Genomic DNA, 26,965 nt, shown 5'->3' with positions numbered 1-26,965 from the left:
TGCACCCTACGGGCTTGAAACAGACAATTCTTATTCAAACCGCTGCTCGTGTTCCATATCCTCCCGCTGCTCTCGTTCTTTCTGGCGCTCGATTAGCTGAATCAAGTTTGCAGAAACTCTTTGAGCCTCAGTCGAAATATCTGCTCTTTCATGTTCAACCAACTTACGAATAGCCTTCTCTCTGGACTGCATTACTTCGGCTCGACTGCCAGAATAAGATGAAGGAGTGACACGCTCGGCGAATATTTCCAGAACAATAGCAGGGGAAGGAGATGCCTCAAGCAGCCTGAGAGCTAACTCTGATATCTCAAGTTTTTCAATCTCTTCATCCTTGTCCCACAAGTTAATGCTTGCTGCAATAGCTCCCCATACGCGTGGCTCATTTCGGGCACAACACCATGCAATCAGAAAATCCATATTAATATGGGAGAGAGGTGAGAATCGTAAGTCGCTGTTACACATAAAAAACCACCGTCGTTTTTGTTGCTCTTCAGTGCCTTCAAAAACTCGGTTTAAAAATGCTTCTGGCATCAGAGAGGCGGTTGTCTCAATGGCGCTTTCATATGAATGGACATCACCATAGTGCAAGTCAACAACAGCAAAGATCGCGTCCAACCACTCCTGTTTTTCTGGCTCATTGCCATCGAAACGTAATGCAGCATTGATGACGCATTCCATGTTGTAATCATCCATCCCAGAGGGATCACAGTGATCCTTTTGAAGACTTAAAATCGCCGCTTTAAGACCAATCTGACGAAAATCAAGGCCAAGCTGATCTCCTGATTCTTTACCATGTAACCGCATACTTAACGCACGCAGCACCACATCAAAACCTCTCGGCTTTCTCAGGAGTCGAATCGCAAGATCAATTACTCGGTCTCTGGATAAATCCCCATATTCATCCCGCCATAGGATTGATTCATACATACTCGGGTGAATATCAGAGTCATCCATAATATTCATACAACGATCCAGATCGGCTTCAGTGAAATTCCTTCGAGGATGCAGCTCAACCAAACCGTGTCGAAGTTGAGGATGTTGTGCACACTGATCAAGTAATACCTTTGCAAGAGCTGGGTCGATACTGTCAACTTCTTCGATAAAGCCCTCAAACACTAACAAGTTTTTATATCCTGCAGGCTGAATATCAAGATACTCAACAAGTTTCAGCCAAGCAGAATATAAATCATGCCCCCCCTTGGCCAAACCTCTCCCGAATGCTGTACGGTAAGGCATGTAGTCATTAGAAAATAGGTTAGGCCCCAGTTCATCGAAATTATGACTTGAGACTGCAAACTCCTCACCCAATTGGAATGCCTTGGTTGTAAGTCGCCTTTCGGCTGCCTGATACTTGTTATGATCGTTGTGATCAAAATCCATATCCAGCGTCCAAGGGCCATGTGCTCTACTGAGCACAAACATCATGATTGTCGGAAGCAAATCATGTGGTTCCAGAGCTTTCTCCAGTGCAACAAGGCTGTCTGGTATGGGCTCTACATTATTTACATTCTTTTTCTTTGTATGATTGAAATAGATCGTAGAGCGGACAGCTTTCCAACCATCTCCCCAAGGGCAATGTGCATGTAGTTTACGGGCAGCGTCAACAAGCTTTTCCCTTATCGCTTGCTGGCCCCACATCCCTCGAAATGTATTCGCCATAATCTGCCGTGCGGGAACTTCAAGAGCAGGATCGCCAGAAGTGCCCAATTGTAGGGCCCTGTCGATAAAAGCACTTCGCCACTGCACAAGCTCATCATGATTAGGGTGAAGCCCATAGTTTCTCGTCCGAGCACCAAACGCATTCATTCCAAAGCCAGTACAGCGATCTTCTAAGGCTGTCGAAAGCATCTTGAAACCCAATGCTATACGTCGAGGAACATCTGATGAAAAACTTTCATTCATAATGGTCATTCTTTGTTCTAAAGTAGCGTGAGTACCGGACAGATATACTTGGAAGAAGCTTGTGATCTGCCTTATCAGCGAGTTATTGCTATCGTCTTCTTTTTCATAATCAGCCACATGAATAAGAATCCTAATACAGCGTTCGAATGCACTAGGCTCATATGCCAATAATTGCAGAAGATTAATCATGGTTGACGTGCATATATTCTTACTCGTTGCATCTTCTTGAATGTAAAACGGGGTCAATACCGTTTCAATCCTATCTAGCAGAGCTTCAGGCGCAACTGGCGCGATATAATTAAGCATTCTTTCCGATATATCGCTTAACTCTGTTAACCGTCCTAACAACCCGTCAGGCTGAAGCCAACATTCAACAATTTCTTTGGCCACGGGATGATCGTGCAACAGCCCTAACCTGTGCGCGAAAGACATCAGTAAGCGTTGACGACCGGTGGCTTCAAAGGTCGCCCTGAGTTGATCAACTGGAATGCTATTAAGTGCCAATGCAGCCAGCCTATTGGCAACGGCATGAGGCAAAATGGCCCGCCAATGGGCCCTCTTTTGTACGATATGGCGATCTGACAACTTGCTTGTTGCTCGGAACAACTGGCTTACGAAATACCCCGAGATAGAACCCAATACCTCCAGTTCGCTTTGTCCTTCCTCAGCCGTTGAGACCGAAAATGAATAGACTAGAGACAATATTTCAGCCTGCTCCCGTAGACCATCATCCGGATTGTTTCGCTGTTCAAACAAACGGTTAAATAACTGTGCATCTGAAAGCTGGGCAAGACTTTCACCTTCCTCAACTCTCTCTGCAATAGCCAGAGAAACCCGCGCATTACCATCAGCAAACTCTGCTATTCGGCGGGCGTTATTTCGACCGATATTGGGAAAACGACGTAGAACAAGCTGTTCGGCAACCTCAGGCCCCACCGCTTCAATCTGGATGACCTCTGTGGTCTGAGGCTTGTCATCTCTAATGTCATACTCAACGGTAATAAGACTGATCGTACCTTTGGCCGCTACTTTACTGGCTAGAAGAGTGTGCAATTCAGAAGGACAATTATCGAGGATCATAATGGCCCGCCGTCCCTCAGCGATCAGTCTATCCAACATTGCTGTTGCAGAGGGCTCCGGGTTTTCACCGGTATCAACATAAACTGCGATAGTCCGATCGAGCGCATCTGCTCCGACTGATTCATCGAAAAGAGCCTGTACAATTCGGGTCTTTCCAACACCGGATAATCCCGTAATGCGAACCGCTTTATTGGTTGAGCGAATCAGCTCACGCATTGGCCCGATAGCATCCTGAATGGCTAGCTTTTGCCCTTTTCCTGATGGCAGAGTAATTGTCACCCCTGGTGCTGAAATCAAGGTATCTTCTGACCCCTGAGGTGGATTGCTCCAAGCCCCATATGGCTGCCACCCAGAATATCCCTGACCAAGTATTTTTTTGGCCCAGAGCATGACTGACGGGTGCTGCCGCAGCCATTGCACCAGTTTCGAGCGGTCATAAAAATCCAAGTGAATATTGGATCGGTTAGGAACATCCGCTACCGCATACTGCATTGCTTGCAGGCGATCCTCTTTCATAAGGGGAGAACAATCATCACCCAAGCTGACGATGATATAGCTCCCTCCCTTTGCCGCTTGACCCGTGATAGTCGATGATAATGCACCATCAATAGTCATTTCTGAGGTTATCGCGGCCCTCGGCATTGGATGCTTTTTGGCTTGAAAAATCGTATCAGGTCTTTCAATAAAGCCAGTGCACATTTGCTCGACCGGTACTTTGACGTGCACATCGATACCGCCATCGGGAGCATTTATAGAGCCTGACCAGTGTACATAAGCAGGGCTATGACCATCGGCGGCAATTTCCGCCTCGGCAAGGCGTGCTATTAACTCTTCAAGCTGGGTATCAGAGAGCCGGAGTAAGTCGTCTTTCTCAATATCAAAAATCGCCACGATGCCCTCTGATGCTTCCGAGTTAGAAGGCCACTATGTTATTCACATATAAATCAATTATCTACTTGTACAGAAAATGGTGTGACCTATATCGGGAGGTGATTGCATTTCGAACAAAAATATCTACCCACGTCAACAATCGTATGAGTTTCATTTCTCCACTGTTTCGTTGTTCGAACAAAATTTACGTGCAAACTCCAGCAATAAGAAAGACGCCCTAAGGCGTCTTTCTTATTTTCAGGATTTGGAACAAACCGGTTAGGAGATCTCCCCCTCCCCGCCAAGCCCCGCACCCAATCAGATTGGGGTAATGGAGGTGATATGGGCATCCCCGTCCAGTGATTTGAAGATCTGTACCACGGCTTCGCCATGGATCGGGTTGGGCAGCGGCACCGTGGTTTTGCATTTGAAACGGTAGTTGGTGCCGGCAACAACCTGGGTGGAGACTTCAAAGGGTACGTACTGTACCCCGACAAATCCTTTCAGCGCCTGATCAAATACCGCCTGATCCTCGGCGGTCAGCTTGTGATATGCGGTCCATCCACCCACCAACACTGCTTGTTCTGACATATCAAACTCTCCGTGCTCTATGGTCCCGACTCGTTTGGCCGTTCGGGCTGCGCCCCGTTGATTCAAGTGGTTTCCGGTCTCCACCGGGGTGTCATCACTGCCGGTTGGCGCGATAACGATGAGCAAATTTGCGCAGCTATCTGCAACTGGATCAGCCCTCCCCCCAGCCACAAGCCACTGTTGACAGCGAGCTCAATTGGCATGAGGGAGCCTAGTGCGGGATGGCAAAAATGCCCCTGTCACATATGACAGGGGCAAGGTGGCGAAAAAGCTGCTCGAAAAAAGAAGATGTGTTGCGCAAACGATTGAGAAAAGAAAAGACGCCTCAAGGGCGTCTTTTTGCATTTTTATGCTCGAAGGGCAGAAGGGCGCGAGCCGCTTATTCCCATTCGATGGTTGCGGGCGGCTTGCCGGATACGTCGTACACCACGCGGGAGATACCATTGATCTCGTTGATGATGCGGTTCGATACGTGACCGAGGAAGTCGTACGGCAGGTGAGCCCAGTGGGCAGTCATAAAGTCGATGGTTTCGACGGCGCGAAGCGCAATAACCCAGTCATATTTACGACCATCGCCCATCACGCCAACGGAGCGCACCGGCAGGAACACGGCAAACGCCTGGCTGACCTGGTTGTAGAGGTCAGCTTTGCGCAGCTCTTCGATAAAGACCGCATCGGCGCGGCGCAGAATATCGCAGTACTCTTTCTTCACTTCGCCAAGGACGCGCACGCCCAGACCCGGGCCCGGGAACGGGTGGCGGTAGAGCATGTCGTAAGGCAGACCCAGCTCGAGGCCGACGCGGCGCACTTCGTCTTTGAACAGCTCACGCAGCGGCTCGACCAGACCCATCTTCATCTCTTCCGGCAGGCCGCCGACGTTGTGGTGAGACTTGATGACGTGGGCTTTGCCGGTCTTGCTGGCAGCGGATTCGATCACATCCGGATAGATGGTGCCTTGCGCCAGCCACTTGGCGTTTTTCAGCTTTTTCGCTTCATCATCAAACACTTCGACGAAGACGCGGCCGATGATCTTGCGCTTGGCTTCCGGCTCGTCAACACCTGCCAGGGCAGAGAGGAAGCGATCTTCCGCTTCAACCTTGATGATGTTCAGACCAAAGTGATCACCAAACATCTCCATCACCTGGGTGCCTTCGTTCAGGCGCAGCAGACCGTTGTCCACGAAGACGCAGGTGAGGCGATCGCCGATGGCGCGGTGCACCAGCATGGCAACCACGGAAGAGTCGACACCGCCGGAGAGGCCGAGGATCACTTCATCGTCACCCACTTGCTCGCGGATGCGGGCAACGGCGTCATCGATGATGGTGGCCGGGGTCCAGAGGCATTCGCAGCCGCAGATGTCTTTGACGAAGTGCTCCAGCATGCGGGCACCCTGACGGGTGTGGGTCACTTCCGGGTGGAACTGCACGCCGTAGAAGCGCTTGGCCTCACACGCCATGGCCGCGTGGGGGCAGGTCGGGGTCTGGGCGATGGTGGTGAAGTCGGCCGGAATGGTGGTGACCTTGTCACCGTGGCTCATCCAGACATCCAGCAGGGCATTGCCGTTGTCAGCGATGGCATCTTCGATGTTGCGCAAGAGGGCGCTGCTCTTGCCAGCTTCGCCCAGCACTTCCACCTTGGCGTAACCGAATTCACGCTCGGTAGAGGATTGCACCTTGCCACCCAGCTGCTCGGCCATGGTCTGCATGCCGTAGCAGATACCGAACACAGGGACACCGGCGTTGAACACATACTCGGGGGCACGCGGGCTGCCCGCTTCGGTGACAGACTCGGGGCCGCCGGAGAGGATGATGCCGCTGGGATTGAATTCGCGGATCTGCTCTTCGGTTACGTCCCAGGCCCACAGTTCGCAGTAGACGCCGATTTCGCGCACGCGGCGGGCGATCAGCTGTGTGTACTGGGAACCGAAGTCGAGGATAAGGATACGGTGCTGGTGAATGTCTTTAGTCATTTTATTCCTGCATCAGGCTGATGTTGTCACAAAGGGCACGGGATAAAAAAAGGGTGGAAAAACGGGGCGCAGGGCCCCGTTTTATCAGCCCATCCGATAGTTGGGGGCTTCTTTGGTAATGGTCACATCGTGGACGTGGGACTCTTTCATCCCGGCGCCGGAGATGCGCACGAACTCTGCCTTGGTGCGCATGTCGTCGATGGTGGCGCTGCCGGTCAGGCCCATGGAGGAGCGCAGGCCGCCCATCTGCTGATGGATGATCTCTTTGAGGCGACCCTTGTACGGCACGCGACCTTCGATACCTTCCGGCACCAGCTTGTCGGCGGCGTTGTCGGTCTGGAAGTAGCGGTCGCTGGAGCCTTTGGACATGGCGCCCAGAGAACCCATACCACGGTAGGATTTGAAGGAGCGACCCTGATAGAGCTCGATCTCGCCCGGCGCTTCTTCAGTACCGGCGAACATGGAACCTACCATGACGCAGCTGGCGCCCGCGGCAATGGCCTTGGCGATGTCGCCGGAGAAGCGGATACCGCCATCGGCAATCACCGGAATACCGGTGCCTTCCAGCGCGTCAACGGCGTCGGAGATGGCGGTGATCTGGGGCACACCCACGCCGGTCACGATACGGGTAGTACAGATGGAGCCCGGGCCGATACCGACCTTGACCGCATTGACACCGGCAGCAGCCAGCGCCTTGGCGCCTGCGGCGGTCGCAACGTTGCCACCAATGATCTGCAGATCCGGATAGGCGTCGCGAGTAGCCTTGATGCGATCCAGCACGCCCTGGGAGTGGCCGTGGGAGGAGTCGATCAGCAGCACGTCAACACCGGCTTCCACCAGCGCAGCGACGCGCTCTTCGTTGCCGGCACCGGCACCAACCGCAGCACCGACCCGCAGACGACCCTTGTCATCTTTACAGGCGTGGGGCTTGCGCTCGGCTTTCTGGAAATCTTTAACGGTGATCATGCCCTTGAGTTTGAAGTCGGCGTTCACCACCAGCACTTTTTCGATACGGTGCTTTTGCATCAGGGCAACCACCTCTTCGCGAGGGGCCCCTTCACGCACGGTGACCAGACGATCTTTCTGGGTCATGATCTGTTCAACGGTCTGGGAGAGGTCAATCACGAAGCGCACGTCACGGCCGGTGATGATACCGACCAGCTGATTGCCGTCAGTCACCACGGGGTAACCGGCGAAGCCATTCTTGTGGCTCAGCTCCTTGATTTGGGCGATGGTCATGTCAGGGCGCACGGTAACGGGGTCGGTGACCACGCCGCTCTCGTACTTCTTGACCTTGCGCACTTCGGCAGCCTGCTGCTCGATGGACATGTTCTTGTGGATAAAGCCGATACCGCCTTCCTGGGCCAGTGCGATAGCCAGACGGGCTTCGGTCACTGTGTCCATGGCAGCGGAGATCATCGGGATGTTCAAGCTGATGGCGGAGGTCAGCTTGGTACGCAGATCGGCAGTATTGGGAAGAACTTCGGAGTGGGCGGGAACCAACAGTACATCGTCGAAGGTTAACGCTTCTTTGGCAATCCTGAGCATGGCAATATCTCACCGTTGAGGAAGTGGGGGTGTAAAATATTGCCGACGAAGTTTACTCACGCATTGGTCACTGGTAAAGAAGTTTTTTGAATTTTTTATGGCATAGCCCTCTTTTAGGCGGCCAAAACGCCAAAAAACCAAGATTATCAGTACGAAAAGCGCCATTTCGGGGCAAAAGAGTTGGGTGAATGGGGTTTTATGCAGAAAGCCCCTTGTTCGCGCAGCTCGGACAGCGGTTTCACAATCTCCACTCCCCCTGCCCTCGCCCTCAATAAAACAGGCAGAGATCGCCCGACATGACATGCGTTCGCAACGCATCGTCACCACTATGCGTCTGCCACTGTGTTGCCGTTGTGACGCCAACGCCATGATTGACACATTTACCGTTACAGAGGGATGAAAGTAGTGGCCGAGAACAAGCGAGGTCTCGTAAGATACCCTGCCAAACACCTTTCTTGCTGCCCTCCCACTGGCTCGTACAGCTCCAGGGAAAGGCTGACAGCAAAAAACGGGCTTTGTATAGACTGAATGTGAAATATATTTCAGACATATTCATACTGCCTATAAATATATTCACAACAAGTCTCAAAACATTATTAATGGCAATATGACATGCCATAAATCACTTCAATCAAGGAAAGCGGGATTATATATGAGATTTCAGGGAAAGATTTCTGAGTGGAATGATGACAAAGGATATGGGTTTGTCGAACCCAATGGTGGCGACGAACGGACGTTTATTCATATCAAGTCATTCAAATCAAAAGTACGGCGCCCCACCAATGGCGATCTGGTTATTTACGAAGTAGCGAAAGATAATCGGCAACGCAGCAATGCTATTAATGTCTCGTATCCACATGAACGATCCAACACGATAAAGAGAAGCGGCAGTAATATCAGTCTGGTATGGCCGTTGCTGTTTATGTCAAGCCTGCTCGCGCTTACCCTGTTTCAGCGTATCCCGGTATTCCTCTTCATCGTATATGCCTCCCTGAGTGTGATGACCTTTATTGCCTATGCAATTGATAAACATGCAGCCCAACATAACCACTGGCGTACTCAAGAGAGCACCCTGCATCTGCTGGCCCTGCTAGGTGGTTGGCCTGGCGCCCTTTCTGCCCAACAGTTACTCAGGCATAAATCAGCTAAAGTGGAATTTCGCCAAGTGTTCTGGGTCACCGTATTCCTAAATTTGCTTCTATTGTGCGGGTTAACCATGACGGCTCAGGGTCGTTCCATCTTGGGCACTGTCACAACAGAAATCCTCCGTCTGATCGCTCCTTGGGCTTGAGTCCGGGCTCGGCTCCAGCCGCGCTCTGGGGTAAGATAGCGACCATCGTTTTATCCCGGCCCCGCCGTAGCAGACCACAGGTACGCCATTGAACCGATTTACCCCATCCAGTGCGGCGAGCGGCCGCGAGCAGCAGGTCTTTACCGTCACCCGCCTCAACAGCGCCGTGCGCATGATCCTGGAGCAGGATCTGGGGCTGGTGTGGCTGACCGGCGAACTCTCCAATCTGGCGATGCCAAGCTCCGGCCACTGGTACTTCTCCCTCAAGGACATGTCAGCTCAGGTGCGCTGCGCCATGTTCAAGGGCAACAACCGGCGGGTGGCGTTTCGCCCGCAGGATGGCATGCAGGTGCTGGTGCAGGCGCGGGTCTCCCTCTATGAGCCGCGCGGCGACTACCAGCTGATCATCGAGTCGATGCAGCCCGCAGGCGACGGCGTATTGGCCCTGCGCTTTGAAGAGCTCAAGCGCCGTCTCGGGGCCGAGGGGCTGTTTGACGAGAGCCGCAAGCGGCCGCTGCCCCGTGAACCGCGGGCGGTGGGCCTTATCACCTCCGCCACCGGCGCGGCTTTGCACGATATGCTCACCGTGCTCAAACGGCGTGCGCCGGATCTACCGGTCTTTATCTACCCGACTCAGGTGCAGGGGAGCGCCGCCATCAGCCAGATCGTCGCGGCTATCGCCAAAGCGAACCAGCGCGCCGAGGTTGATGTGCTGATCGTCGGGCGCGGCGGCGGGTCGCTTGAAGATCTCTGGTGCTTTAACGAAGAGGCGGTGGCGCGCGCCATTGCCCACTCAGCCATACCTGTGGTGAGCGCAGTGGGCCACGAGGTGGATGTCACCATCAGCGACTTTGCCGCCGACTTGCGCGCCCCTACCCCGTCGGCTGCCGCCGAGCTGGTGGCGCCGGACAATCAGGCCCGCATCCAGCGTCTCGTTCACCTCAAGCAGCGACTGCTGCAGGCGATGAGCCGCCAGCAGACCGCCGCCCGCCACGATTTCATCCTGCTGCAAAAGCGGCTCGACCACCAGGATCCGAAGCGGCGGCTGGAGCAACAGTCCCAGCGCCTCGACGAACTATCCACCCGTTTGCAGCAGCTATTGCGCCAACGGCTCCATCAGGGTGAGCGGCGGCTCACCAACCTTGAGCTGCGCCTGCAGGGCAAGAGTCCGGAGCGCCTCCTTGCAGCTGGCAAGCGCCGCCACCAGCTGGCCGAGGAGCGGCTTCATGCCCTGATTGCCAAGCGGCAAGACCTTGCCAGTCACCGTCTCGCCATGCTCACCGCCCGCCTCGACGGGGTGAGCCCGCTCGCCACTCTGGGGCGCGGCTACTCCATCACCCGCACTGCGCGTGGCGAAGTCATCAGCCGCGCCGATCAGGTCAACAGTGGCGATCAGCTCATCACCACCCTGGCGCAAGGGAGCTTGCAGGTACGGGTCGAGGAAGTTATCAAAGACTCAGCGCAGTAGATCGGCTGCATCAAACCACCAGCCAATCTGCCATTCAGCCCGGCAATCAGCCAAAAACAAAGGCCACCACCGCAAACAGGGTGGTGGCCTTTTTTATCTCGGGCGCTGGCGCCCGCTCACCCCTTGGCGCGGCGGGCTACCAGGGTGAACTTGTAATCATCGCTCTTGAAGAAGTTGCGACTGAACTCGAACACGGTGCCATCTTGCAAAAAGCCACGGGAGACCTTCTCGATAATGGGCTTGGCGGGATCGATACCGAGCGCCTCCACCACCTGCACCGAGGGGAGCACGGGAATGATCTCCTGCTCGCTGCGGTCGATCACCAGCTTTTTCACCTCTTCGATGTAGTGGTACTTGGAGCCCTGCATCACCGCATAGCTGAGATCGGGGAAGAGGGCGAGCGGCATCCAGGTCTCCTCCAGCGTTACCGCGATCTGGCGAATAAAGCGCACCCGCTTGACGTAGTAGACCAGCGCCCCTTCCAGCAGATTGAGCCGCTCGGCCAGCCCGCTGCTCGCCTTGATCACCTCGAAGGCGAGAATGTCGCTGTGGGTCTCGGCCGCCGGATCGGTCACCTTCTCATAGAGGCTGGTGAGCTGATAGATGTCGTAGTTCACCTTCTCCTGTCGCACGTAGCTGCCGCTGCCCTGAATACTCTCGATGACATTGAGTTCGGTCAGCTGCTTGAGGGCCTGACGCACCGTCACCCGGCTCACCCCGAACTGCTCGCGCAGCTCGGCTTCGGTGGGCAAGGCATCGCCGGGGGCCAGCTCCCCTTGCGCAATCCACTGCTGGATGGTGTCGGCTATCTGGCGATACATGGGTTTTTTCGACACGAAAGGCCACCTCGTCGGCTCTGCGCCATGATAAATGGAAGAGGCGCCATTCTACCCCAGTTGCCCGTCAGACAAAACGGCTCAGCCTCATTTGACCTAACAAATCACCTTGAACAAACAATACAAAAACAATACAAGTAGCAAATTGTATGATACCACTCACAAAAATCAGTCGGCCGGTTTGTTAGCATCGCTGTCACTTTCACCATGACGGCTTGCTGGCAAGCCAACCTGACAGAGGATCATCATGAATCTGACCAGTCTTACCGGCCCCCATCTCATCACGCTGCAAACCCGGTTTGCCGATCGGGATGCGGCCATTCATGCCCTGGCTGATCGGCTCGAGCAGGCCGGCAAGCTGCACGACAAGGCCGCCTTTCTGGCCGCGGTCATGGCCCGCGAGGCGCAGGGCCCCACCGCCCTTGGCGAAGGGCTGGCAGTGCCCCACGGCAAGTGCGATGCGGTGCGCGAAGCGGCCTTTGCCGTCGCCACCCTGAGCGAGGAGCTGGGCTGGGAGGGGATCGACGGCCCCGAGCCGGTCAACCTGATCTTCATGCTGGCGATCCCGACCGATCAGGCGGGCTCCACCCATATGCAGCTGCTCACCACCCTCACCACCGCCCTGGTGGATGACGATACCCGCGAGGCGGTGCTGGCAGCCAAAAGTGCCGAGCAGCTGATGGCGCTGCTTGATGGTGAGGGGGATGGCGACAAGCAACCAGCAAAAGAAGACAACTTGGATACAAATAAACCCACTGTGGTCTGTGTCACCGCCTGCCCGGCGGGGATCGCCCACACCTATATGGCTGCCGAGTATCTGGAAAAGGCGGGGCGCAAGCTGGGCATTCGGGTACTGGTCGAGAAGCAGGGTGCCAACGGCATCGAGGATCGCCTGCCGCAAGAGGCGCTCGATGCTGCGGTGGCCTGCATCTTCGCCGCCGAGGTGGCCATCAAGGAGCAGGAGCGTTTTGCCGGTATCCCCCGGATCGAGACGCCGGTGGCCGAGCCCATCCGCCATGCCGAGCGGATCCTGAATGATGCGCTGGAAGCGGCCAAGGCAGGGCGCACTGCCCCGACGCCCAATACCAGCCAGAGCGACGCGCCGACCGGCAAGAAGGTGAGCCTCAAGACCGAGCTCAAGCAGGCGCTGCTGAGCGGTATCTCCTTTGCCGTGCCGCTGATCGTGGCAGGCGGTACCGTGCTCGCCGTCTCTGTGCTGCTGGCCCAGATCTTCGGCCTGCAACATCTGTTTGATACCGAGAACTCCTGGCTCTGGATGTATCGCAAGCTGGGCGGCGGCATGCTGGGCACTCTGATGGTGCCGGTGCTGGCGGCCTATACCGCCTATTCGCTGGCAGACAAACCGGCGCTGGGCCCGGGCTTTGCGGCGGGGCTGGCCGCCAACATGATTGGCTCCGGTTTTCTCGGCGGCGTGGTCGGTGGCCTGATCGCCGGTTACCTGATGCGCTGGGTCAAGCAGCATGTGCGCCTTAGCCCCAACTTCAACGGCTTTCTCACCTTTTACCTCTATCCGGTGATCGGCACTCTGGTGGCGGGCAGCCTGATGCTGTTTGTCATCGGCCAGCCGGTGGCCTGGCTCAACAACAGCCTCACCGAGTGGCTCAACGGCCTCTCCGGCACCAATGCGCTGGTCCTGGGCGCCCTGCTCGGCTTTATGTGCTCGTTTGACCTGGGTGGCCCGGTCAACAAGGCGGCCTACGCTTTCTGCCTCGGCGCCATGGCCAACGGGGTCTACGGCCCTTACGCCATCTTCGGCGCGGTCAAGATGGTCTCGGCCTTTACCGTCACCTTCTCCACCATGCTGGCGCCACGCCTGTTCCAGACCTTCGAGATCGAGACCGGCAAGTCCACCTGGCTGCTGGGGCTGGCGGGGATCACCGAGGGTGCCATTCCGATGGCCATCGAAGATCCAATCCGGGTGATCGGCTCCTTCCTCGCAGGCTCGGTGGTCACCGGCGCCATGGTGGGTGCCATGGGGATTGGTCTCTCCACCCCGGGGGCCGGCATCTTCTCCCTGTTCCTGCTCCACGATGGCGGCCACGGCGCCCTGATGGCGGCCGCCGTCTGGCTCGGTGCAGCGCTGGTAGGCACCCTTATCTCTACCGTTGTGCTGATCGGCTGGCGCCGTCACGCCATGCAGCGCGGCACCTATCAGGTGGTTGCCGCAGAGTAAGGCTTATCTTCACCACCACTTTTTCAACAGACTATTTTTCCGCACGGCAGGCAAAGGCCGCCGTGCGTCAGCAAAGGATCATTGTCATGACAGTTTCACGAGTTCACATCACGCCGCACATGCACTGGGATCGGGAGTGGTATTTCACCACCGAGGAGTCCCGCATCCTGCTGGTCAACAACATGGCGGAGATCCTGGCGCGGCTTGAATCCGACCCCGACTACAAGTTCTATGTGCTCGATGGCCAGACCGCGGTGCTGGAGGATTATTTCGCCATCCAGCCCGAGAACAAGGCCCGGGTGAAGGCGCTGGTGGAAGCGGGCAAGCTCATCATCGGCCCCTGGTACACCCAGACCGACACCATGCAGGTGAGCGGCGAGTCCATCCTGCGCAACCTGCTCTACGGGATGCGCGATTGCCTTAGTCTTGGCGAGCCGATGAAGATCGGTTACCTGCCCGACTCGTTCGGCATGTCTTCCCAACTGCCCCACATCTTCAACGGCTTCGGGATCGATCGGGCCATGTTCTGGCGCGGCTGCTCCGAGCGCCACGGTACCGACAAGACCGAGTTCCTCTGGCAGAGCAACGATGGCAGCGAGGTGACCGCCCAGGTGCTGCCGCTTGGCTACGCCATCGGCAAGTACCTGCCGGAAGATGAGGCTGGTCTGCGCAAGCGGCTCGAATCCTACTTCGAGGTGCTGGAAAAAGCCTCGGTGACCAAGGATATCCTGCTGCCCAACGGCCACGACCAGATGCCGCTGCAACAGAACATCTTCGCCATCATCGACAAGCTGCGCGAAATCTACCCCCAGCGGGAATTCCACATGAGTCGCTTCGAGCAGGTCTTCGAGCGCATCGAGGCGTGCCGCGACCAGCTGGCAACCCTCAAGGGGGAGTTCAACGACGGCAAATACATGCGGGTACACCGCACCATCTCCTCCACCCGGATGGATATCAAGCTGGCCCACGCCGCCATCGAGAACAAGATCGTCAACATCCTCGAACCGCTGGCGAGCATCGCCTGGGCGCTCGGCTTCGAGTACCACCACGGGCTGCTGGAGAAGATGTGGAAGGAGATCATGAAGAACCACGCCCATGACAGCATCGGCTGCTGCTGCAGCGACAAGGTGCATCAGGAGGTGATGACCCGCTTCATTCTGGCCGACGACATGGCCGAGAACCTGATCCGCTTCTACATGCGCAAAATTGTCGACAACATGCCGGTTGCGCTGTGTGAAGACGGCGTGCAGGTTGCCGACAAACTCTGCCTGTTCAACCTGATGCCCTTCCCCCGTCAGGAGGTGATCAACACCAGCATCCGCATTCGCGCCCAATCCTTTGCCCTGCGTGATGAAGCGGGCCAACCGGTCCCCTACTTCATCCGCGCCAGACGCGAGATTGACCCGGGACTGGTGGACAGACAGATCGTGCACTACGGCAACTACGACCCCTTTATGGAGTACGACATCCAGCTCTGCCATCCGCTGCCGGCCATGGGCTACTGCACTCTCCATATCGAAGGCAACCAGCCGGGAGTGGAGCAGCCGGTGACCACCCGTGGCGAGCTGCTGGAGAACGATTTTTACCGCATCGCCCTCAATGACAACGGCACTTTGCAGATCCTCGACAAGCTGCGCGGCACCACCTTCGATCAGGTGCTCACGCTGGAAGAGGGCTCTGATGATGGTGACGAGTATGACTACTCGCCATCGCGGGACGAGTGGCTGCGTTACTCCACCGAGTTTGTGGTCACCCGTGAGGTCACCCATGAAGCGTGGCAGAGCATCGCCACTCTCAAACTGCGTATGGCCTTGCCGGCCAACCTCGCCGAGCGGGCCAACCGCCAGTGCAGCGGCCACCTCGATGTCACCTGCCGCATCACGTTGGCGCACCAGAGTCCGCGTATCGACATCGAGCTGGAGCTCGACAATCAGGCCGACGATCACCGGGTGCGGGTGCTGATCCCCACCCCCTTCCCGAGCGACACCGTTGTCTCTGACAACCAGTTTGGCTGCATCACCCGCCCTACCCGCGACAGCGCCATGGCAAACTGGGAGGCAGAAGGGTGGAAAGAGGCACCCATTCCGGTCTGGCAGCTGATGAACTTCGTCGCCCTGCAAGATGGCAAGCAGGGGCTGGCGGTGCTGAGTGACGGTCTGCGCGAGTTTGAAGTGATCGGCGAGCAGTGCGACACCCTGGCACTCACCCTGCTGCGCGGGGTCGGCGTACTCGGTAAAGAGGAGCTGCTGCTGCGCCCGGGTCGCCCCTCCGGCATCAAGCTGCCCACCCCGGACTCCCAGGTGCGTGGCAAACTCAGCTGCCGTTTCAGCCTGCTGGCGTTTGCTGGCGATCACATCAGCGCCAACGTGATGCAGGCGGCGCGCAGCTACCTCACCCCGGTGAGCTGCTACAACAAGATCCCGTTCGATGCCATGAAGCTCAACAAGGCAAGCTTCACCACTCCGCTCCACTTCAGTCTGCTCTCCATGGACCCGTCCGGTCCGGTGCTGAGCGCCCTGAAGAAAGCCGAAGATGAAGATGCGCTGGTGATCCGGGTCTACAACCCGAGCGAACAGGCGGTACTGGAGGGTGGCAAAGTGAGCTGCGAACACGCCCTGATCGACTGGCAAGCGGTACGGATGGATGAACAACCCCTGCCCCTTGAACTGGCCGCTGGCGAGTTTGGCGAGCTGGCGCCGTGTCACTCCCGCAGCGTGCGCTTTCGGGTGGCTCGCGGCTAACGGTCGGTAACACCCACAGCTAGCAACAGGCGGGGAAGAGTCATCCCCGCCTGTTTATCCCTTCAAGCTGGCCTGCCCCGCTTGATAAAGACATAAAAAAATACCCGCCAATTGGCGGGTATTTTTATTGGGTTCTGCTTCATCCCGCGAGCGGGAGAGCGCGCTTAGCTGGCCTTGCGCAGGATCTGCTCAAGGTAGTCGGCGAAGCGGTGACCGTGATGCTCCAGCAGTTTCGGGAACATGGAGATGGAGGTCATGCCCGGGAAGGTGTTGATTTCATTCAGCAGGATCTCCCCCTCCTCAGTCAGGAAGAAGTCGATGCGCGAGAGATGGGTCAGTTTCAGCTGACGGAACGCCTTGAGGGCATACTCGTGGATCGCATCGGCCTGCGCCTCGGTCAACCCCTCGGCACGCAGTGCCGTCTCGGTATGGCTGGCGCTGCTGTACTTCTCTTCATAGGTGTAGAACTTGTCCTGCGGCACGCAGATCTCGCCCGGATAGGTGGCCACCAGCTCGTCACCGTACTGGTAAACCGCCACTTCCAGCTCACGCGGCTTGACCGCTTTCTCGATCAGAACCTGTTCGGAGTAACCAAATGCATCGGCAATACCTTTCACCAGATCCGCTTCGTTGCTGGCGGAGTAGCAGCCAACGGAAGAGCCCTGGGAAGCGGCCTTGATAAAGACCTTGCCCCACTTGGCCAGCGCGGCTTTGGCCTCGGCCAGCGCCGCCTCATTTTGCTCGGTCAGGAACAGGTACGGGGTGTTGGGAATGCCGATGGCGGAAAGCCACAGCTTGGTGCTGATCTTGTTGAAGCAGATCTTGCTCGCCTCGGCATCGCAACCGAGATAAGGCAATCCGGCCAGTTCGAGGAAGGATTGCAGATCGCCGGTCTCACCCGGGTAGCCGTGGATGCAGGGCACCACGTAATCCACCGGACGGGCCACGCTGTCGAACGAAAGCAGCTTGTCGAGCCCCAGCTTGCACTCGCGGCCATCGGCACTGAGCCAGCGATCGGCGAACATCTCAACGCGGGTCACTTCGACACCGGACAGAAGGCCCAGTTGTTGCTCGAGGAAATTGGCGCTGCGCAGAGAAACCTCGTGCTCGGAGCCACCGCCGCCGCACAGCAGCAAGACATGCATGTTCTTCATTAGATGTGATCCCTTGGGAAAAGCGGCCTCGTCATGACCATTTGATAAGCCAACCACCATAAAAACCGGACGAAGCCAGATACGAACATAAGTGCGCGCCAGTGTAGCAAGGGAGATCAACCCTTGTCAGCTGATGGGAGACCCATGACCCCACTTCTTGCAGTGAAAAGTCTCCCCTGTGTCAAAATCGGGACACATTGCCCCTCAGCGCGGGGGATCGACCCTTCCCATGCCGTTGCCATTGACCCGAAACCAGCCGGCAATACTGTAGCGCTCCTGATTGGCAGGCAGCACCTCATGGGGAAACTCCTCGGAGAGAAACATGACCAGCCGCCCCCCCTTGGGGCTGACATCCATCAGAAACTGCTCCTTGTCGTCATACATGCGCAGCACTCCACCCGCTTCGGGCAACCAGTCGTTGTTGAGGTAAAACACGGTGGTAAGACGGCGGTTGGAGCGACCGGCAAAGGCATCCCGATGAGTGGCGTAAAAATCCCCGCTGCGATAGCGGGCGAAGTGGGCCTCGTAGTCGAACAATCCCAGCATCAGCATCCGGTTGGCGGCAAGACGCAGGGACTCCATCCGGGCGAGGTAGTCAGCCACCGGCGCACCGAGGGAGGGCTCCAGCCAGTGGATCTGGTCACGGCGAATATCGGGATTGCCCTGGTGCAGGGCGTCACGGCCGATCCCGGCCGGTTGCCATTCGCTTGGCAAACAGGCTTTGAGGGCATCCACCTCGGCGGCGGTCAAAAAATCATCCACTATCACCCATCCCCGGGTGTAAATGGCATCCATGGCAGCTTGATAGTCCAAGATTGGCTCACAATGAGTGGAAAGAGGGCGCTTTGTAGCGACTTACCGGCAAAGTCACAAACCGGTTTGCTTCTCTTGAGAAGTCCCAACATCAATACGCGAGTTGCTGCCCGCCGCCCCGCGTTTTTGTCGCCAGTTGTGATCCCGCTCTGCCAAGGAGCGTATTGGCTGTCGAAACTGTGATGGCCCTTGCAATCGGGACGAGGAGGCGCCGCGGCCTCCTTGCGGTACCAAGAGCCAGCCGATACCGTAGCCGCATCGCCATGTTGCTGTTCATCCGGCGCTTGTCTCTGTCACCGACCGAACCACTCACGGCACAACCCGCGCATCACCCACGAAAGGATCTTCTTATGCCTCTGCCCGATCTCACTTTGCAACGACTGGATGGTACCCCCTACCCGCTGACTCAACTGGCGGGCAAGGTGGTGCTGGTGGTCAATGTGGCCAGTCGCTGCGGCTTTACTCCCCAATATGAAGGGCTGGAAACGCTCTATCGGGAGCTAGGCCCCAAGGGGCTGGTGATTTTGGGCTTCCCCTGCAACCAGTTTGGCAATCAGGAGCCGGGGGATGCGGACGAGATCGCCCGCTTCTGCTCCCTCGACTATCCGGTCACCTTCCCCATCATGGCCAAGTGCGATGTCAACGGTGAGCATGCCCACCCCTTCTACCAGTGGCTCAAGCAACAGAAACCGGGCTTTCTTGGGCTGGAAAACGTCAAATGGAACTTCACCAAGTTCCTGATCGACAGTGATGGCAATGTGGTAGAGCGTTTCGCCCCCCAGGCCAAACCGGAGAGTCTGGCCGAGCAGATCCGGGAGATGCTCTGATGCTCCCGCACCCTTTTACGCCGCTGCGTTGAACGATTGTATGGCGGCCGGTGCGACAGCTACTGCGCAGCGGCCGCTCTTTTGCTATATTACGGCCCCACTATCTTTTCCATATCGTGGCTGGCCCCAACACGCTGGCTGCCCGTTGAGCCAAAGGCTCATCTCAGGAGTTTCTCTCGAACATGTCATTCAACGAACTGGGTCTGTCTCCGCATATTCTGCGGGCCGTCAAGGAGCTGGGTTACGAACAGCCAACCCCCATCCAGCAGCAAGCGATTCCGGCCATTCTGGCCGGTCAGGATGTGCTCGGCGGCGCTCAGACAGGCACAGGCAAAACGGCCGGTTTCACCCTGCCGATGTTGCAGCGTCTGCTGGCCAACCACGGTCGTGGCCGTCGTCAGGTACGCGCACTGGTACTGACCCCGACTCGCGAACTGGCGGCACAGGTGGGCGAGAGCATCATCAAGTATGCCCACCACCTGCCGTTCAAGACTCTGATCGCCTATGGCGGTGTCAGCATCAAGCCCAATCTGGACGCCATCAAGCTGGGGGTAGACATTCTGGTCGCCACCCCGGGCCGTCTGCTGGATCTGCTGACCCAGGGCGCCCTGACCCTGAGCCAGCTGGAAGTGCTGGTGCTGGATGAAGCGGATCGCATGCTCGACATGGGCTTTATCGTCGACATCCGCCGCATCATGAAGGCGCTGCCTGCAGAGCGGCAAACCCTGCTCTTCTCTGCCACCTTCTCAAACGACATCAAGGCGCTGGCGGATGATCTGCTGAACGACCCCACCCTGATCGAGGTTGACCCCAGCAATACTGCCGCCGAGCAGGTGACCCAACGCATCATTCAGGTGGATCGGGAACGCCGCCGCGAGCTGCTCTCCCATATGATTGGCCGTGGCAACTGGCAACGGGTGCTGGTGTTTGTTCGCACCAAGCAGATCGCCGACCGCCTCGCACAGCAGATGCAAAAAGATGGTCTCAATACCGTGGCGATCCACGGTGACAAGAGCCAGGGTGCCCGCAACCGGGCGCTGGCCGATTTTCGCAGTGGCGAGGTGCGGGTGCTGGTAGCGACCGATATCGCCGCCCGCGGTCTGGACATCGATCAACTGCCCTACGTGATCAACTTTGAACTGCCCCAGATGGCGGAGGATTACATCCACCGTATCGGCCGTACCGGCCGCGCCGGGCGTGGCGGCGAGGCCATCTCGCTGGTCAGTCAGGACGAGCTGGGTCAGCTCAAGGCTATTGAAGCCCTGATCGGCCAATCCCTGACCGTGGAGATCCTGGAAGGGTATGAGCCAAGCGGCAAGCCGAGTCGCCAGACTCTGCCGGGCAGCAAGCCGGTGCAGAACCCGCCTCGGGCTCGCGGTCATGCCAACGCCAAGAGCAGCAATGCCAAGGGCAAGCCAGCCGCGGGCAAGGGCAAAGCCAAGGGTGACGCCAGCAAAAATCCCGCCCAGTCTCCTCCAAACAAGTCCCGCAAGCGGGAAGTTGTGGGCGAGGATATCGGCTTTGCGCCAATGCGCCGCTTGCCCAAAGCAATGCGCGACAGCTATCAGGAGAGCAGCGACGAGTAAGCTCGCGCGACGCTAACTGCCAAGCCAAAAGAGGGAGCCTGCAAGGCTCCCTCTTTCGTTATGGATCGCTCGGAGTCGTGCAAATGCTCCGCTCGGGCTCAAACCAGCGAATGGCGTACCGCGGCAGTACCATGGCTTGGCGGCGCTGAACCATCGAGCGGATTGAGCTGCAAGAACTCGAACAAGCCAGCCTGCATATTGACGTTCCAGAAGCGTCCGGCGAGGGTGAGTTGCAACCGTGCACTCCCGATCTCGGCCAGCCCGTGCTGCTGCCAAGCGGCAAAAAGCGGCATCAGATGGGTCAGCAAAGGCGCTGGCAGACGATCCAGCGCCAGCACGCCGCTGTCGAGGGCGCCACGCAGCAGACCATCCATCCTTGCATTGGGATTGCGTCCCATCACCATCCCGGGCGCCCGCTTGCCACTGGCCAGCGCATCGTGCCAGGGAGCCAGATCCCGCCCATACATCAAGCCGTGACCAAGAATACTGCCCCCCGCACCGGCACCAAAGGGGAGGAGCTCCGCACCGCGCTTGGCCATCTGGTTATAACGGCTCTGCTCGGCCGGGCTGCGCCGCCAGTGACTGCAAGAGAGACGCTCCCAGCCGTGGGCTTCCAGTTGCGCCCCGCCATAGGCATACATGGCCGCCCGCTGCTGGCCATCGGCGAGCCAGTCCAAGGAGCCCTTCTCCTGCGCTCGCTCCAGATTGGTGCCTTGCATGGCGATGAGCTGGTAGAGATCGACCCCGTGTACCCCGCTCGCCATCACATCGCGGATATCCTGCTGCCACACGGCATCATCCTGACCGGGCAGACCAAAGATGAGATCCGCCACGATCACAGCCGCATCATCCCGGGTCAGCTCACCCAGACGGGTCAGCAGCGTCTCCCTGTCATCGAAACGGGCCGCCTGCTGGCGTACCCGGGTATCAAAGCTCTGCACCCCGAAGGAGAAGCGGTTGAAGCCCCCCGCCAGTGCCACCTGCCATTTCTCATTATCAAAGCCGTTGAGACGCCCCTCCAGCGTCACCTCGGCATCGGCCGATAACGGAAAACGGCGGATCACGGCGGCCAGCATGGCAAGCTCGTCGGCGCTCATGTCGGTCGGCGTACCGCCCCCCACATAGACGGCTGAAAATGGCATGCTCTGCGCCAGCGGGGTGTCAGCCGCCTGCGCAAGGGAGGCGCAGAGAGCGTTGACATAGCGGTTGATCCGCGCCGGATTGGCGCCATTTTCAAAGAAATTGCAGAAGCTGCAGCGCTTGCGGCAAAACGGAATATGGATGTAGAGGGCACGCTCCTCAGCTTCACTCTCTCGCTGCCACCAGCTCTGCCAGCCTGCCTCATCCAGCGGGAAGGGGCGCATCCCTCCCCGACTGGCGTGAGCCGAGGTCTTGGCGCTAAAAGCAAACTTGAGGGGATCCGGCGAGGCAATACCGGTCATGGAAGGGGTCAGATTCATGATGGTCACTATTATCAGCAAATAATGACAATGATAACGATTATCGTTACTAGCAATTTGTTCTGGATCAACCCGAGGAGCAGCCCCCCTCCCGAAAGGCATTTTGGCAACCTGCATTACCGATCTGCTTAACAGATTATTTACTCAAGAGTGGTTATCGTGTGCCGATAGAGAACCATCTCCCGCCGTTTCTTCGTCTACGATCAAGATGATACGGGATCACATAACAACACCAAGCGCATGGAACTTGCCCAAAATGCATAACCTCTCCTTGAACTGGAAAATATTCCTCCCTCTTGCGCTGGTCATCAGCACCACCTTTGGCCTCTGCTTCGAACTCTCCGCCTGGCTACAACGGGATCTCGCCATCCGGCTGGCAGAGGAGAAAGTTGAGAGCATGGCCAACACCTATATGGATCAGGTGAACGTGCTGATGATGACCGGTGGCATGGCCAACCGGCAGATAGTGCAGACCAAACTCAAGAGTGAAGCGGGCATCGTTGAGGCACGTCTGGTGCGCGCGCCAGCCGTCAGCAACCTGTTTGGCCCGGGTCACCCGGATCAGAAAGCGCAGGACCCCCTCGATGAGCGTGCCATCAATCAAGGCGAAGCCATCCTGGAGCAGCAGGGCAACCGGCTCACCCTGATCAAACCGTTCAAAGCCTACAAGGAGTATCGCGGCACCCAGTGCCTCACCTGTCACCAGGTCAATGAAGGGACCGTGATGGGGGCAGTGCGGATCAGTTATGACCTCAGCCACACTTTCGGCGAGATCCGCCACAACAACCTGATCCTGAGCGGCAGCCTGGCCGCCGTCTTTAGCCTCGGCTTCGGCTTGCTCTGGTGGGTATTGCAACGCTACGTGAAACACCCTTTGCGCCAGCTGCAGCTCACCATGATCCGGATGGCCAAAGAGCGCGACCTAGCCCTCCCCCTGGTCAATCACAGCCGGGATGAACTGGGCCAGATGACCCGCGCCGTCAATGACATGGTGCAGGGATTTCGCCACAGCCTGCAGGAGGTGGAAGGGGCGACCCACCAGCTCTATCAGGAATCAAACCAGATCCGTCAGGTCGCGACCCAGACCGAAAACTCGGCCCGCCAGCAAGAGGGGATGACCACCCAGGTCGCCGCCGCCGTCAGCGAGCTGGCCGCCAGCTCTCATGAAGTACGCGAACATGCCCGCCACAGCGCCGAGCTCTCCGCCCTCACCAATCAGGATGCCGCTGACACCAGCCGCCTCGCCCAGCACTCCATCACCGACATGGGCGAGATGTCGGCAGAGATCGATCGGGTGGATCAGGTGATCCAGCAGCTCGACAGCCGCTGCCTGGCGGTTGACGGCGTACTCGAGGTGATCAAGGGAATTGCCGATCAGACCAACCTGCTGGCCCTCAACGCTGCAATTGAAGCGGCCCGGGCAGGCGAACAAGGCCGTGGCTTTGCGGTGGTGGCCGATGAAGTGCGGGCCCTCTCCAACCGCAGCCGCGCCGCCAGCGAAGAGATCTCCCAGATGATCGCCGCCCTGCAAAATGAGGCCCAGAGCGCAGTTACGGTGATCGGGGATGCAAAAAGCAAAGCCGATGAGAGCATCAGCAAGACCGAAGCGACCCTGGCAGCCATGCAGAACATCATCGAGCGCATCGCCCGCATCAACGACCTCAACGCCCAGATGGCGCAGTCGGCCGAAGAGCAGGACAGGGTCTGCCATGAGGTAGACAGCTCGGTGAGCGATATTCGCAACACCTCCAACGATACCCTGGGTCAGGCGCACGCCGCCAACCTCGCCAGCATTCAGTTGGTGGAGCAGTGTCAGAAACTGGAGGCGCTGCTGAAAACCTACCGTTGGTAATCCGCTTCACATATGAAAAAGCGCGACCCGAGGGTCGCGCTTTTGCTTTATGGATTTGATTTGGCCGAACGGCATCGTTGCTGTTCCAGCGGCGCGTTGACCATTAACAGCGCCACCGGGATGGTTTTAGCGGGCGTTACGGGTTGCGACGGCATCAGCCAGGTTGCGCAGCAGCACTTCGGTATCAGCCCAACCGATGCAGGCATCGGTGATGCTCTGGCCGACGGTGAGTTCACACCCTTCCACCAGATCCTGACGACCTTCCACCAGATGGCTCTCCACCATCACACCAAACACCGCCTTGCTGCCGGCACGCAGTTGGCCGGCCACATCCTCGGCCACCACCATCTGGTTCTTGAACTGCTTGCTGCTGTTGGCATGACTAAAGTCGATCATCACCTTCTGGGGCAGACCGGCCTTCTCCAGCCCCTTCACAACTTCGCTGACATGGGCAGCGCTGTAGTTCGGCTCACGACCACCACGCAGAATGATGTGACAGTCCGGGTTGCCGCGGGTCGCCACGATGGCGGAGTGACCGTATTTGGTAACCGACAGGAAGTGGTGCGGCGCACTGGCAGCGCCAATGGCATCGATGGCAACCTTGATGGTGCCGTCAGTGCCGTTCTTGAAGCCCACCGGGCAGGAGAGGCCGGAGGCCAGCTCGCGGTGTACCTGGGATTCAGTAGTACGGGCTCCGATCGCGCCCCAGCTCATCAGATCCGCCACATATTGCGGGGTGATCATGTCGAGGAACTCGGAGGCAGTTGGCAGCCCCATGTCGTTGAGATCCAGCAACAGCTTGCGACCAATGCGCAGACCGTCGTTGATCTTGCAGCTATTGTCGAGGTACGGATCGTTGATCAGCCCCTTCCAGCCCACTGTGGTGCGCGGTTTTTCGAAGTAGACCCGCATCACGATCTCCAGCTGACCTTTCAGCTCGTCGCGCAGCGCCTTGAGGCGCTTGCCGTACTCCAGCGCGGCAACCGGATCATGGATGGAGCATGGGCCAATCACCACCAGCAGACGATCATCTTCGCCAGCCAGGATATTGTGAATGGCCTGACGGGATTCAAAAACGGTGGACGAGGCCACCTCGGTAGCCGGAAACTTCTCAAGCACCGCAACCGGGGGTAATAACTCTTTGATTTCACTGATACGAACGTCGTCGGTTTGATGCTGCATGACAAGGCTTCCTGCTAGATGACTGCGATTAGGAAATCTCAACATAGCCCGCGACAGGGCATGTGTAAATAGGAAATTACAGCAATCACAAAACTATTTTATATATCAATCTTGCAAGTTATTGAAATGATGCTAGGCGAAATGGAAGTGCGGATGAGGAAGGCAAAAAGGCCCGCTCAGCGCGGGCCCGAAGCGTCGGTGATGACGGGTTTGTCAGTGATCAGCCACGCTGGCTGATACTGGCCAGCTTGTCGAAGTAATCCGGGAAGGTCTTCGACGTACACTTGGGATCATTGATGGTGACCGGTGTATCCGACAGCGCCACCAGCGAGAAGCACATGGCGATACGGTGATCGTTGTAGGTATCGATCTCGGCATGCTTGAGCTGGGTCGGCGGGGTCACGGTGATGAAGTCATGCCCCTCCTCCACTTCAACGCCCAGCTTGCGCAGCTCGGTCGCCATGGCGTGCAGACGATCGGTCTCTTTCACCCGCCAGTTGTAGATATTGCGAATGGAGGTCGGCCCCTCGGCAAACAGCGCGGCAACGGCGATGGTCATGGCCGCATCGGGAATATGGTTCATGTCCATATCCACTCCGTGCAGCGGCGCCTGCTCCGCCTCGATGAAGTCATCGCCCCAGGTGATGCGCGCGCCCATCTTCTCCAGCACGTCGGCGAAGTGGATATCACCCTGAATGCTGTGCTTGCCGATACCGGTGACCCGCACCTTGCCCTTGATGGCACCCGCCGCGAGGAAGTAGGAGGCACTGGAGGCATCCCCTTCCACCAGAAAGTCACCCGGGCTGATATAGGTCTGGTTGCCCTTGATGTAGAACAGCTTGTAGTTGTCGTGCTCGATGACCACCCCGAACTGCTTCATGATGTGCAGGGTGATGTCGATGTAGGGTTTGGAGACCAGCTCCCCCTTGATGTGGATGCGGGTATCACCGGCCGCCATAGGTGCCGCCATCAGGAAGGCGGTCAGGAACTGGCTGGAGACGGAGCCATCGACGTGCACATCGCCGCCCCACAGCCCCTTGGCGTCCACCACCAGCGGCGGATAGCCATCTTTTTTCAGGTACTGGATATGGGCGCCCGCTTCGCGCAGGGCATCCACCAGATGGCCGATGGGACGCTCTTCCATGCGTGGCTCACCACCCAGGGTATATTCACCGGAGCCGAGGCACAGGGCGGCGCAGAGCGGACGCATGGCGGTACCGGCGTTGCCGAGGAACAGATTGACCGGCTCTTTCACCGCAAAGCTGCGGCCCAGACCCTGCACGGTACACTCGGTCTTGTCAGCGGAGAGCTTGTACTTGACCCCGAGCTGGGTCAGCGCAGCCAGCATATGACGAATGTCATCGCTGTCGAGCAGGTTGGTCAGACGGGTGGTGCCACGAGCCAGCGCCGCCAGCAGCAGCGCACGGTTAGAGACACTCTTGGAGCCGGGCAGATTGACCTCACCGGCCACACGAGAAATGGGTTCCAAACGCAACGAATTCATAGACTTCCTGTGCTATCTCAAAAATAAACGCCTGTCCGGACGTTAACAGCCTGCGTCCCGCTCGGCAAGGGCACTTTCAGGGGAAATCGCACGGCAA

General features: G+C 57.7%; 17 protein-coding genes. 7 read left to right on the top strand and 10 right to left on the bottom strand.

What is annotated here, in order from left to right; genetic code table 11:
• Positions 1–30 precede the first annotated feature (30 nt).
• The 4 genes from ACTG1P_RS01140 to guaB form a co-directional block, all read right to left on the bottom strand.
• The gene (locus ACTG1P_RS01140; RefSeq protein WP_440000224.1) at positions 31–3,873 is read right to left on the bottom strand and encodes a hypothetical protein; all 3,843 of its coding nucleotides are present in this window, start codon (positions 3,871–3,873) and stop codon (positions 31–33) included.
• A gap of 297 nt (positions 3,874–4,170) precedes the next feature.
• Positions 4,171–4,443 carry a hypothetical protein gene (locus ACTG1P_RS01135; RefSeq protein WP_440000223.1) on the bottom strand — a complete coding sequence of 91 codons (273 nt, stop codon included), beginning with the start codon at positions 4,441–4,443 and terminating at the stop codon, positions 4,171–4,173.
• Between the two features lie 379 nt (positions 4,444–4,822).
• Entirely contained in the window at positions 4,823–6,412 is a 1,590-nt protein-coding gene (guaA, locus tag ACTG1P_RS01130; protein WP_440000222.1) for a glutamine-hydrolyzing GMP synthase, read from the bottom strand.
• 84 nt (positions 6,413–6,496) lie between these two features.
• A complete protein-coding gene (gene guaB / locus ACTG1P_RS01125) occupies positions 6,497–7,960 on the bottom strand; it encodes an IMP dehydrogenase (RefSeq protein ID WP_005360033.1) in 1,464 nt (487 codons plus the stop codon).
• A 652-nt stretch (positions 7,961–8,612) separates the two neighbouring features.
• Here guaB and ACTG1P_RS01120 point away from each other — a divergent pair.
• Positions 8,613–9,251 (top strand): DUF1294 domain-containing protein, encoded by a 639-nt coding sequence (locus ACTG1P_RS01120; protein WP_440000221.1) that lies wholly within the window; start codon positions 8,613–8,615, stop codon positions 9,249–9,251.
• A gap of 88 nt (positions 9,252–9,339) precedes the next feature.
• Complete coding sequence (gene xseA, locus ACTG1P_RS01115) at positions 9,340–10,719, top strand: exodeoxyribonuclease VII large subunit (protein WP_440000220.1); 1,380 nt, start codon at positions 9,340–9,342, stop codon at positions 10,717–10,719.
• Positions 10,720–10,835: 116 nt separating this feature from the next.
• Here xseA and ACTG1P_RS01110 read toward each other — a convergent pair whose 3' ends face one another.
• Positions 10,836–11,555 carry a GntR family transcriptional regulator gene (locus ACTG1P_RS01110; RefSeq protein WP_440000219.1) on the bottom strand — a complete coding sequence of 240 codons (720 nt, stop codon included), beginning with the start codon at positions 11,553–11,555 and terminating at the stop codon, positions 10,836–10,838.
• A gap of 247 nt (positions 11,556–11,802) precedes the next feature.
• Between ACTG1P_RS01110 and mngA the strand changes: the two genes are divergently transcribed.
• Positions 11,803–13,749 carry a PTS 2-O-a-mannosyl-D-glycerate transporter subunit IIABC gene (gene mngA, locus ACTG1P_RS01105; protein WP_440000218.1) on the top strand — a complete coding sequence of 649 codons (1,947 nt, stop codon included), beginning with the start codon at positions 11,803–11,805 and terminating at the stop codon, positions 13,747–13,749.
• Between the two features lie 86 nt (positions 13,750–13,835).
• The gene (mngB, locus tag ACTG1P_RS01100; protein ID WP_440000217.1) at positions 13,836–16,490 is read left to right on the top strand and encodes a mannosylglycerate hydrolase; all 2,655 of its coding nucleotides are present in this window, start codon (positions 13,836–13,838) and stop codon (positions 16,488–16,490) included.
• A 164-nt stretch (positions 16,491–16,654) separates the two neighbouring features.
• Here the strand turns inward: mngB and ACTG1P_RS01095 are convergent, their stop codons facing one another.
• Both ACTG1P_RS01095 and ACTG1P_RS01090 read right to left on the bottom strand, forming a co-directional pair.
• Positions 16,655–17,644, bottom strand: coding sequence for a D-alanine--D-alanine ligase (locus ACTG1P_RS01095; RefSeq protein ID WP_440000216.1), 990 nt, complete (start codon positions 17,642–17,644; stop codon positions 16,655–16,657).
• Positions 17,645–17,848: 204 nt separating this feature from the next.
• Complete coding sequence (locus tag ACTG1P_RS01090; RefSeq protein WP_005344994.1) at positions 17,849–18,457, bottom strand: 2OG-Fe(II) oxygenase; 609 nt, start codon at positions 18,455–18,457, stop codon at positions 17,849–17,851.
• A gap of 350 nt (positions 18,458–18,807) precedes the next feature.
• Between ACTG1P_RS01090 and ACTG1P_RS01085 the strand changes: the two genes are divergently transcribed.
• Both ACTG1P_RS01085 and ACTG1P_RS01080 read left to right on the top strand, forming a co-directional pair.
• Positions 18,808–19,284, top strand: a complete 477-nt coding sequence (locus tag ACTG1P_RS01085; RefSeq protein WP_440000215.1) for a glutathione peroxidase — start codon at positions 18,808–18,810, stop codon at positions 19,282–19,284.
• 182 nt (positions 19,285–19,466) lie between these two features.
• Positions 19,467–20,870, top strand: coding sequence for a DEAD/DEAH box helicase (locus ACTG1P_RS01080; protein WP_440000214.1), 1,404 nt, complete (start codon positions 19,467–19,469; stop codon positions 20,868–20,870).
• Between the two features lie 98 nt (positions 20,871–20,968).
• Here the strand turns inward: ACTG1P_RS01080 and hutW are convergent, their stop codons facing one another.
• The gene (gene hutW, locus ACTG1P_RS01075; RefSeq protein WP_440000213.1) at positions 20,969–22,330 is read right to left on the bottom strand and encodes a heme anaerobic degradation radical SAM methyltransferase ChuW/HutW; all 1,362 of its coding nucleotides are present in this window, start codon (positions 22,328–22,330) and stop codon (positions 20,969–20,971) included.
• A gap of 256 nt (positions 22,331–22,586) precedes the next feature.
• Here hutW and ACTG1P_RS01070 point away from each other — a divergent pair, with 256 nt between their 5' ends.
• A complete protein-coding gene (locus tag ACTG1P_RS01070; RefSeq protein ID WP_005360022.1) occupies positions 22,587–24,182 on the top strand; it encodes a methyl-accepting chemotaxis protein in 1,596 nt (531 codons plus the stop codon).
• A gap of 126 nt (positions 24,183–24,308) precedes the next feature.
• Here the strand turns inward: ACTG1P_RS01070 and aroG are convergent, their stop codons facing one another.
• The gene (gene aroG / locus ACTG1P_RS01065; RefSeq protein ID WP_005351268.1) at positions 24,309–25,364 is read right to left on the bottom strand and encodes a 3-deoxy-7-phosphoheptulonate synthase AroG; all 1,056 of its coding nucleotides are present in this window, start codon (positions 25,362–25,364) and stop codon (positions 24,309–24,311) included.
• A gap of 220 nt (positions 25,365–25,584) precedes the next feature.
• The gene (gene aroA / locus ACTG1P_RS01060) at positions 25,585–26,868 is read right to left on the bottom strand and encodes a 3-phosphoshikimate 1-carboxyvinyltransferase (RefSeq protein ID WP_287872949.1); all 1,284 of its coding nucleotides are present in this window, start codon (positions 26,866–26,868) and stop codon (positions 25,585–25,587) included.
• Between the last annotated feature and the right edge of the window lie 97 nt (positions 26,869–26,965).

This window comes from Aeromonas sp. 11P (assembly GCF_051920165.1).
Taxonomy (GTDB): Bacteria; Pseudomonadota; Gammaproteobacteria; order Enterobacterales; family Aeromonadaceae; genus Aeromonas; species Aeromonas veronii.
This window is presented reverse-complemented; position numbering and strand designations above follow the sequence as displayed.

Coding starts and splice junctions, on each gene's coding strand:
- mngB (WP_440000217.1), top strand. CDS start 13,836: ATGACAGTTTCACGAGTTCACATCACGCCGCACATGCACTGGGATCGG.
- aroA (WP_287872949.1), bottom strand. CDS start 26,868: ATGAATTCGTTGCGTTTGGAACCCATTTCTCGTGTGGCCGGTGAGGTC.
- ACTG1P_RS01070 (WP_005360022.1), top strand. CDS start 22,587: ATGCATAACCTCTCCTTGAACTGGAAAATATTCCTCCCTCTTGCGCTG.
- ACTG1P_RS01120 (WP_440000221.1), top strand. CDS start 8,613: ATGAGATTTCAGGGAAAGATTTCTGAGTGGAATGATGACAAAGGATAT.
- ACTG1P_RS01085 (WP_440000215.1), top strand. CDS start 18,808: ATGCCTCTGCCCGATCTCACTTTGCAACGACTGGATGGTACCCCCTAC.
- ACTG1P_RS01080 (WP_440000214.1), top strand. CDS start 19,467: ATGTCATTCAACGAACTGGGTCTGTCTCCGCATATTCTGCGGGCCGTC.
- mngA (WP_440000218.1), top strand. CDS start 11,803: ATGAATCTGACCAGTCTTACCGGCCCCCATCTCATCACGCTGCAAACC.
- guaB (WP_005360033.1), bottom strand. CDS start 7,960: ATGCTCAGGATTGCCAAAGAAGCGTTAACCTTCGACGATGTACTGTTG.
- ACTG1P_RS01135 (WP_440000223.1), bottom strand. CDS start 4,443: ATGTCAGAACAAGCAGTGTTGGTGGGTGGATGGACCGCATATCACAAG.
- aroG (WP_005351268.1), bottom strand. CDS start 25,364: ATGCAGCATCAAACCGACGACGTTCGTATCAGTGAAATCAAAGAGTTA.
- ACTG1P_RS01095 (WP_440000216.1), bottom strand. CDS start 17,644: ATGAAGAACATGCATGTCTTGCTGCTGTGCGGCGGCGGTGGCTCCGAG.
- hutW (WP_440000213.1), bottom strand. CDS start 22,330: ATGAATCTGACCCCTTCCATGACCGGTATTGCCTCGCCGGATCCCCTC.
- guaA (WP_440000222.1), bottom strand. CDS start 6,412: ATGACTAAAGACATTCACCAGCACCGTATCCTTATCCTCGACTTCGGT.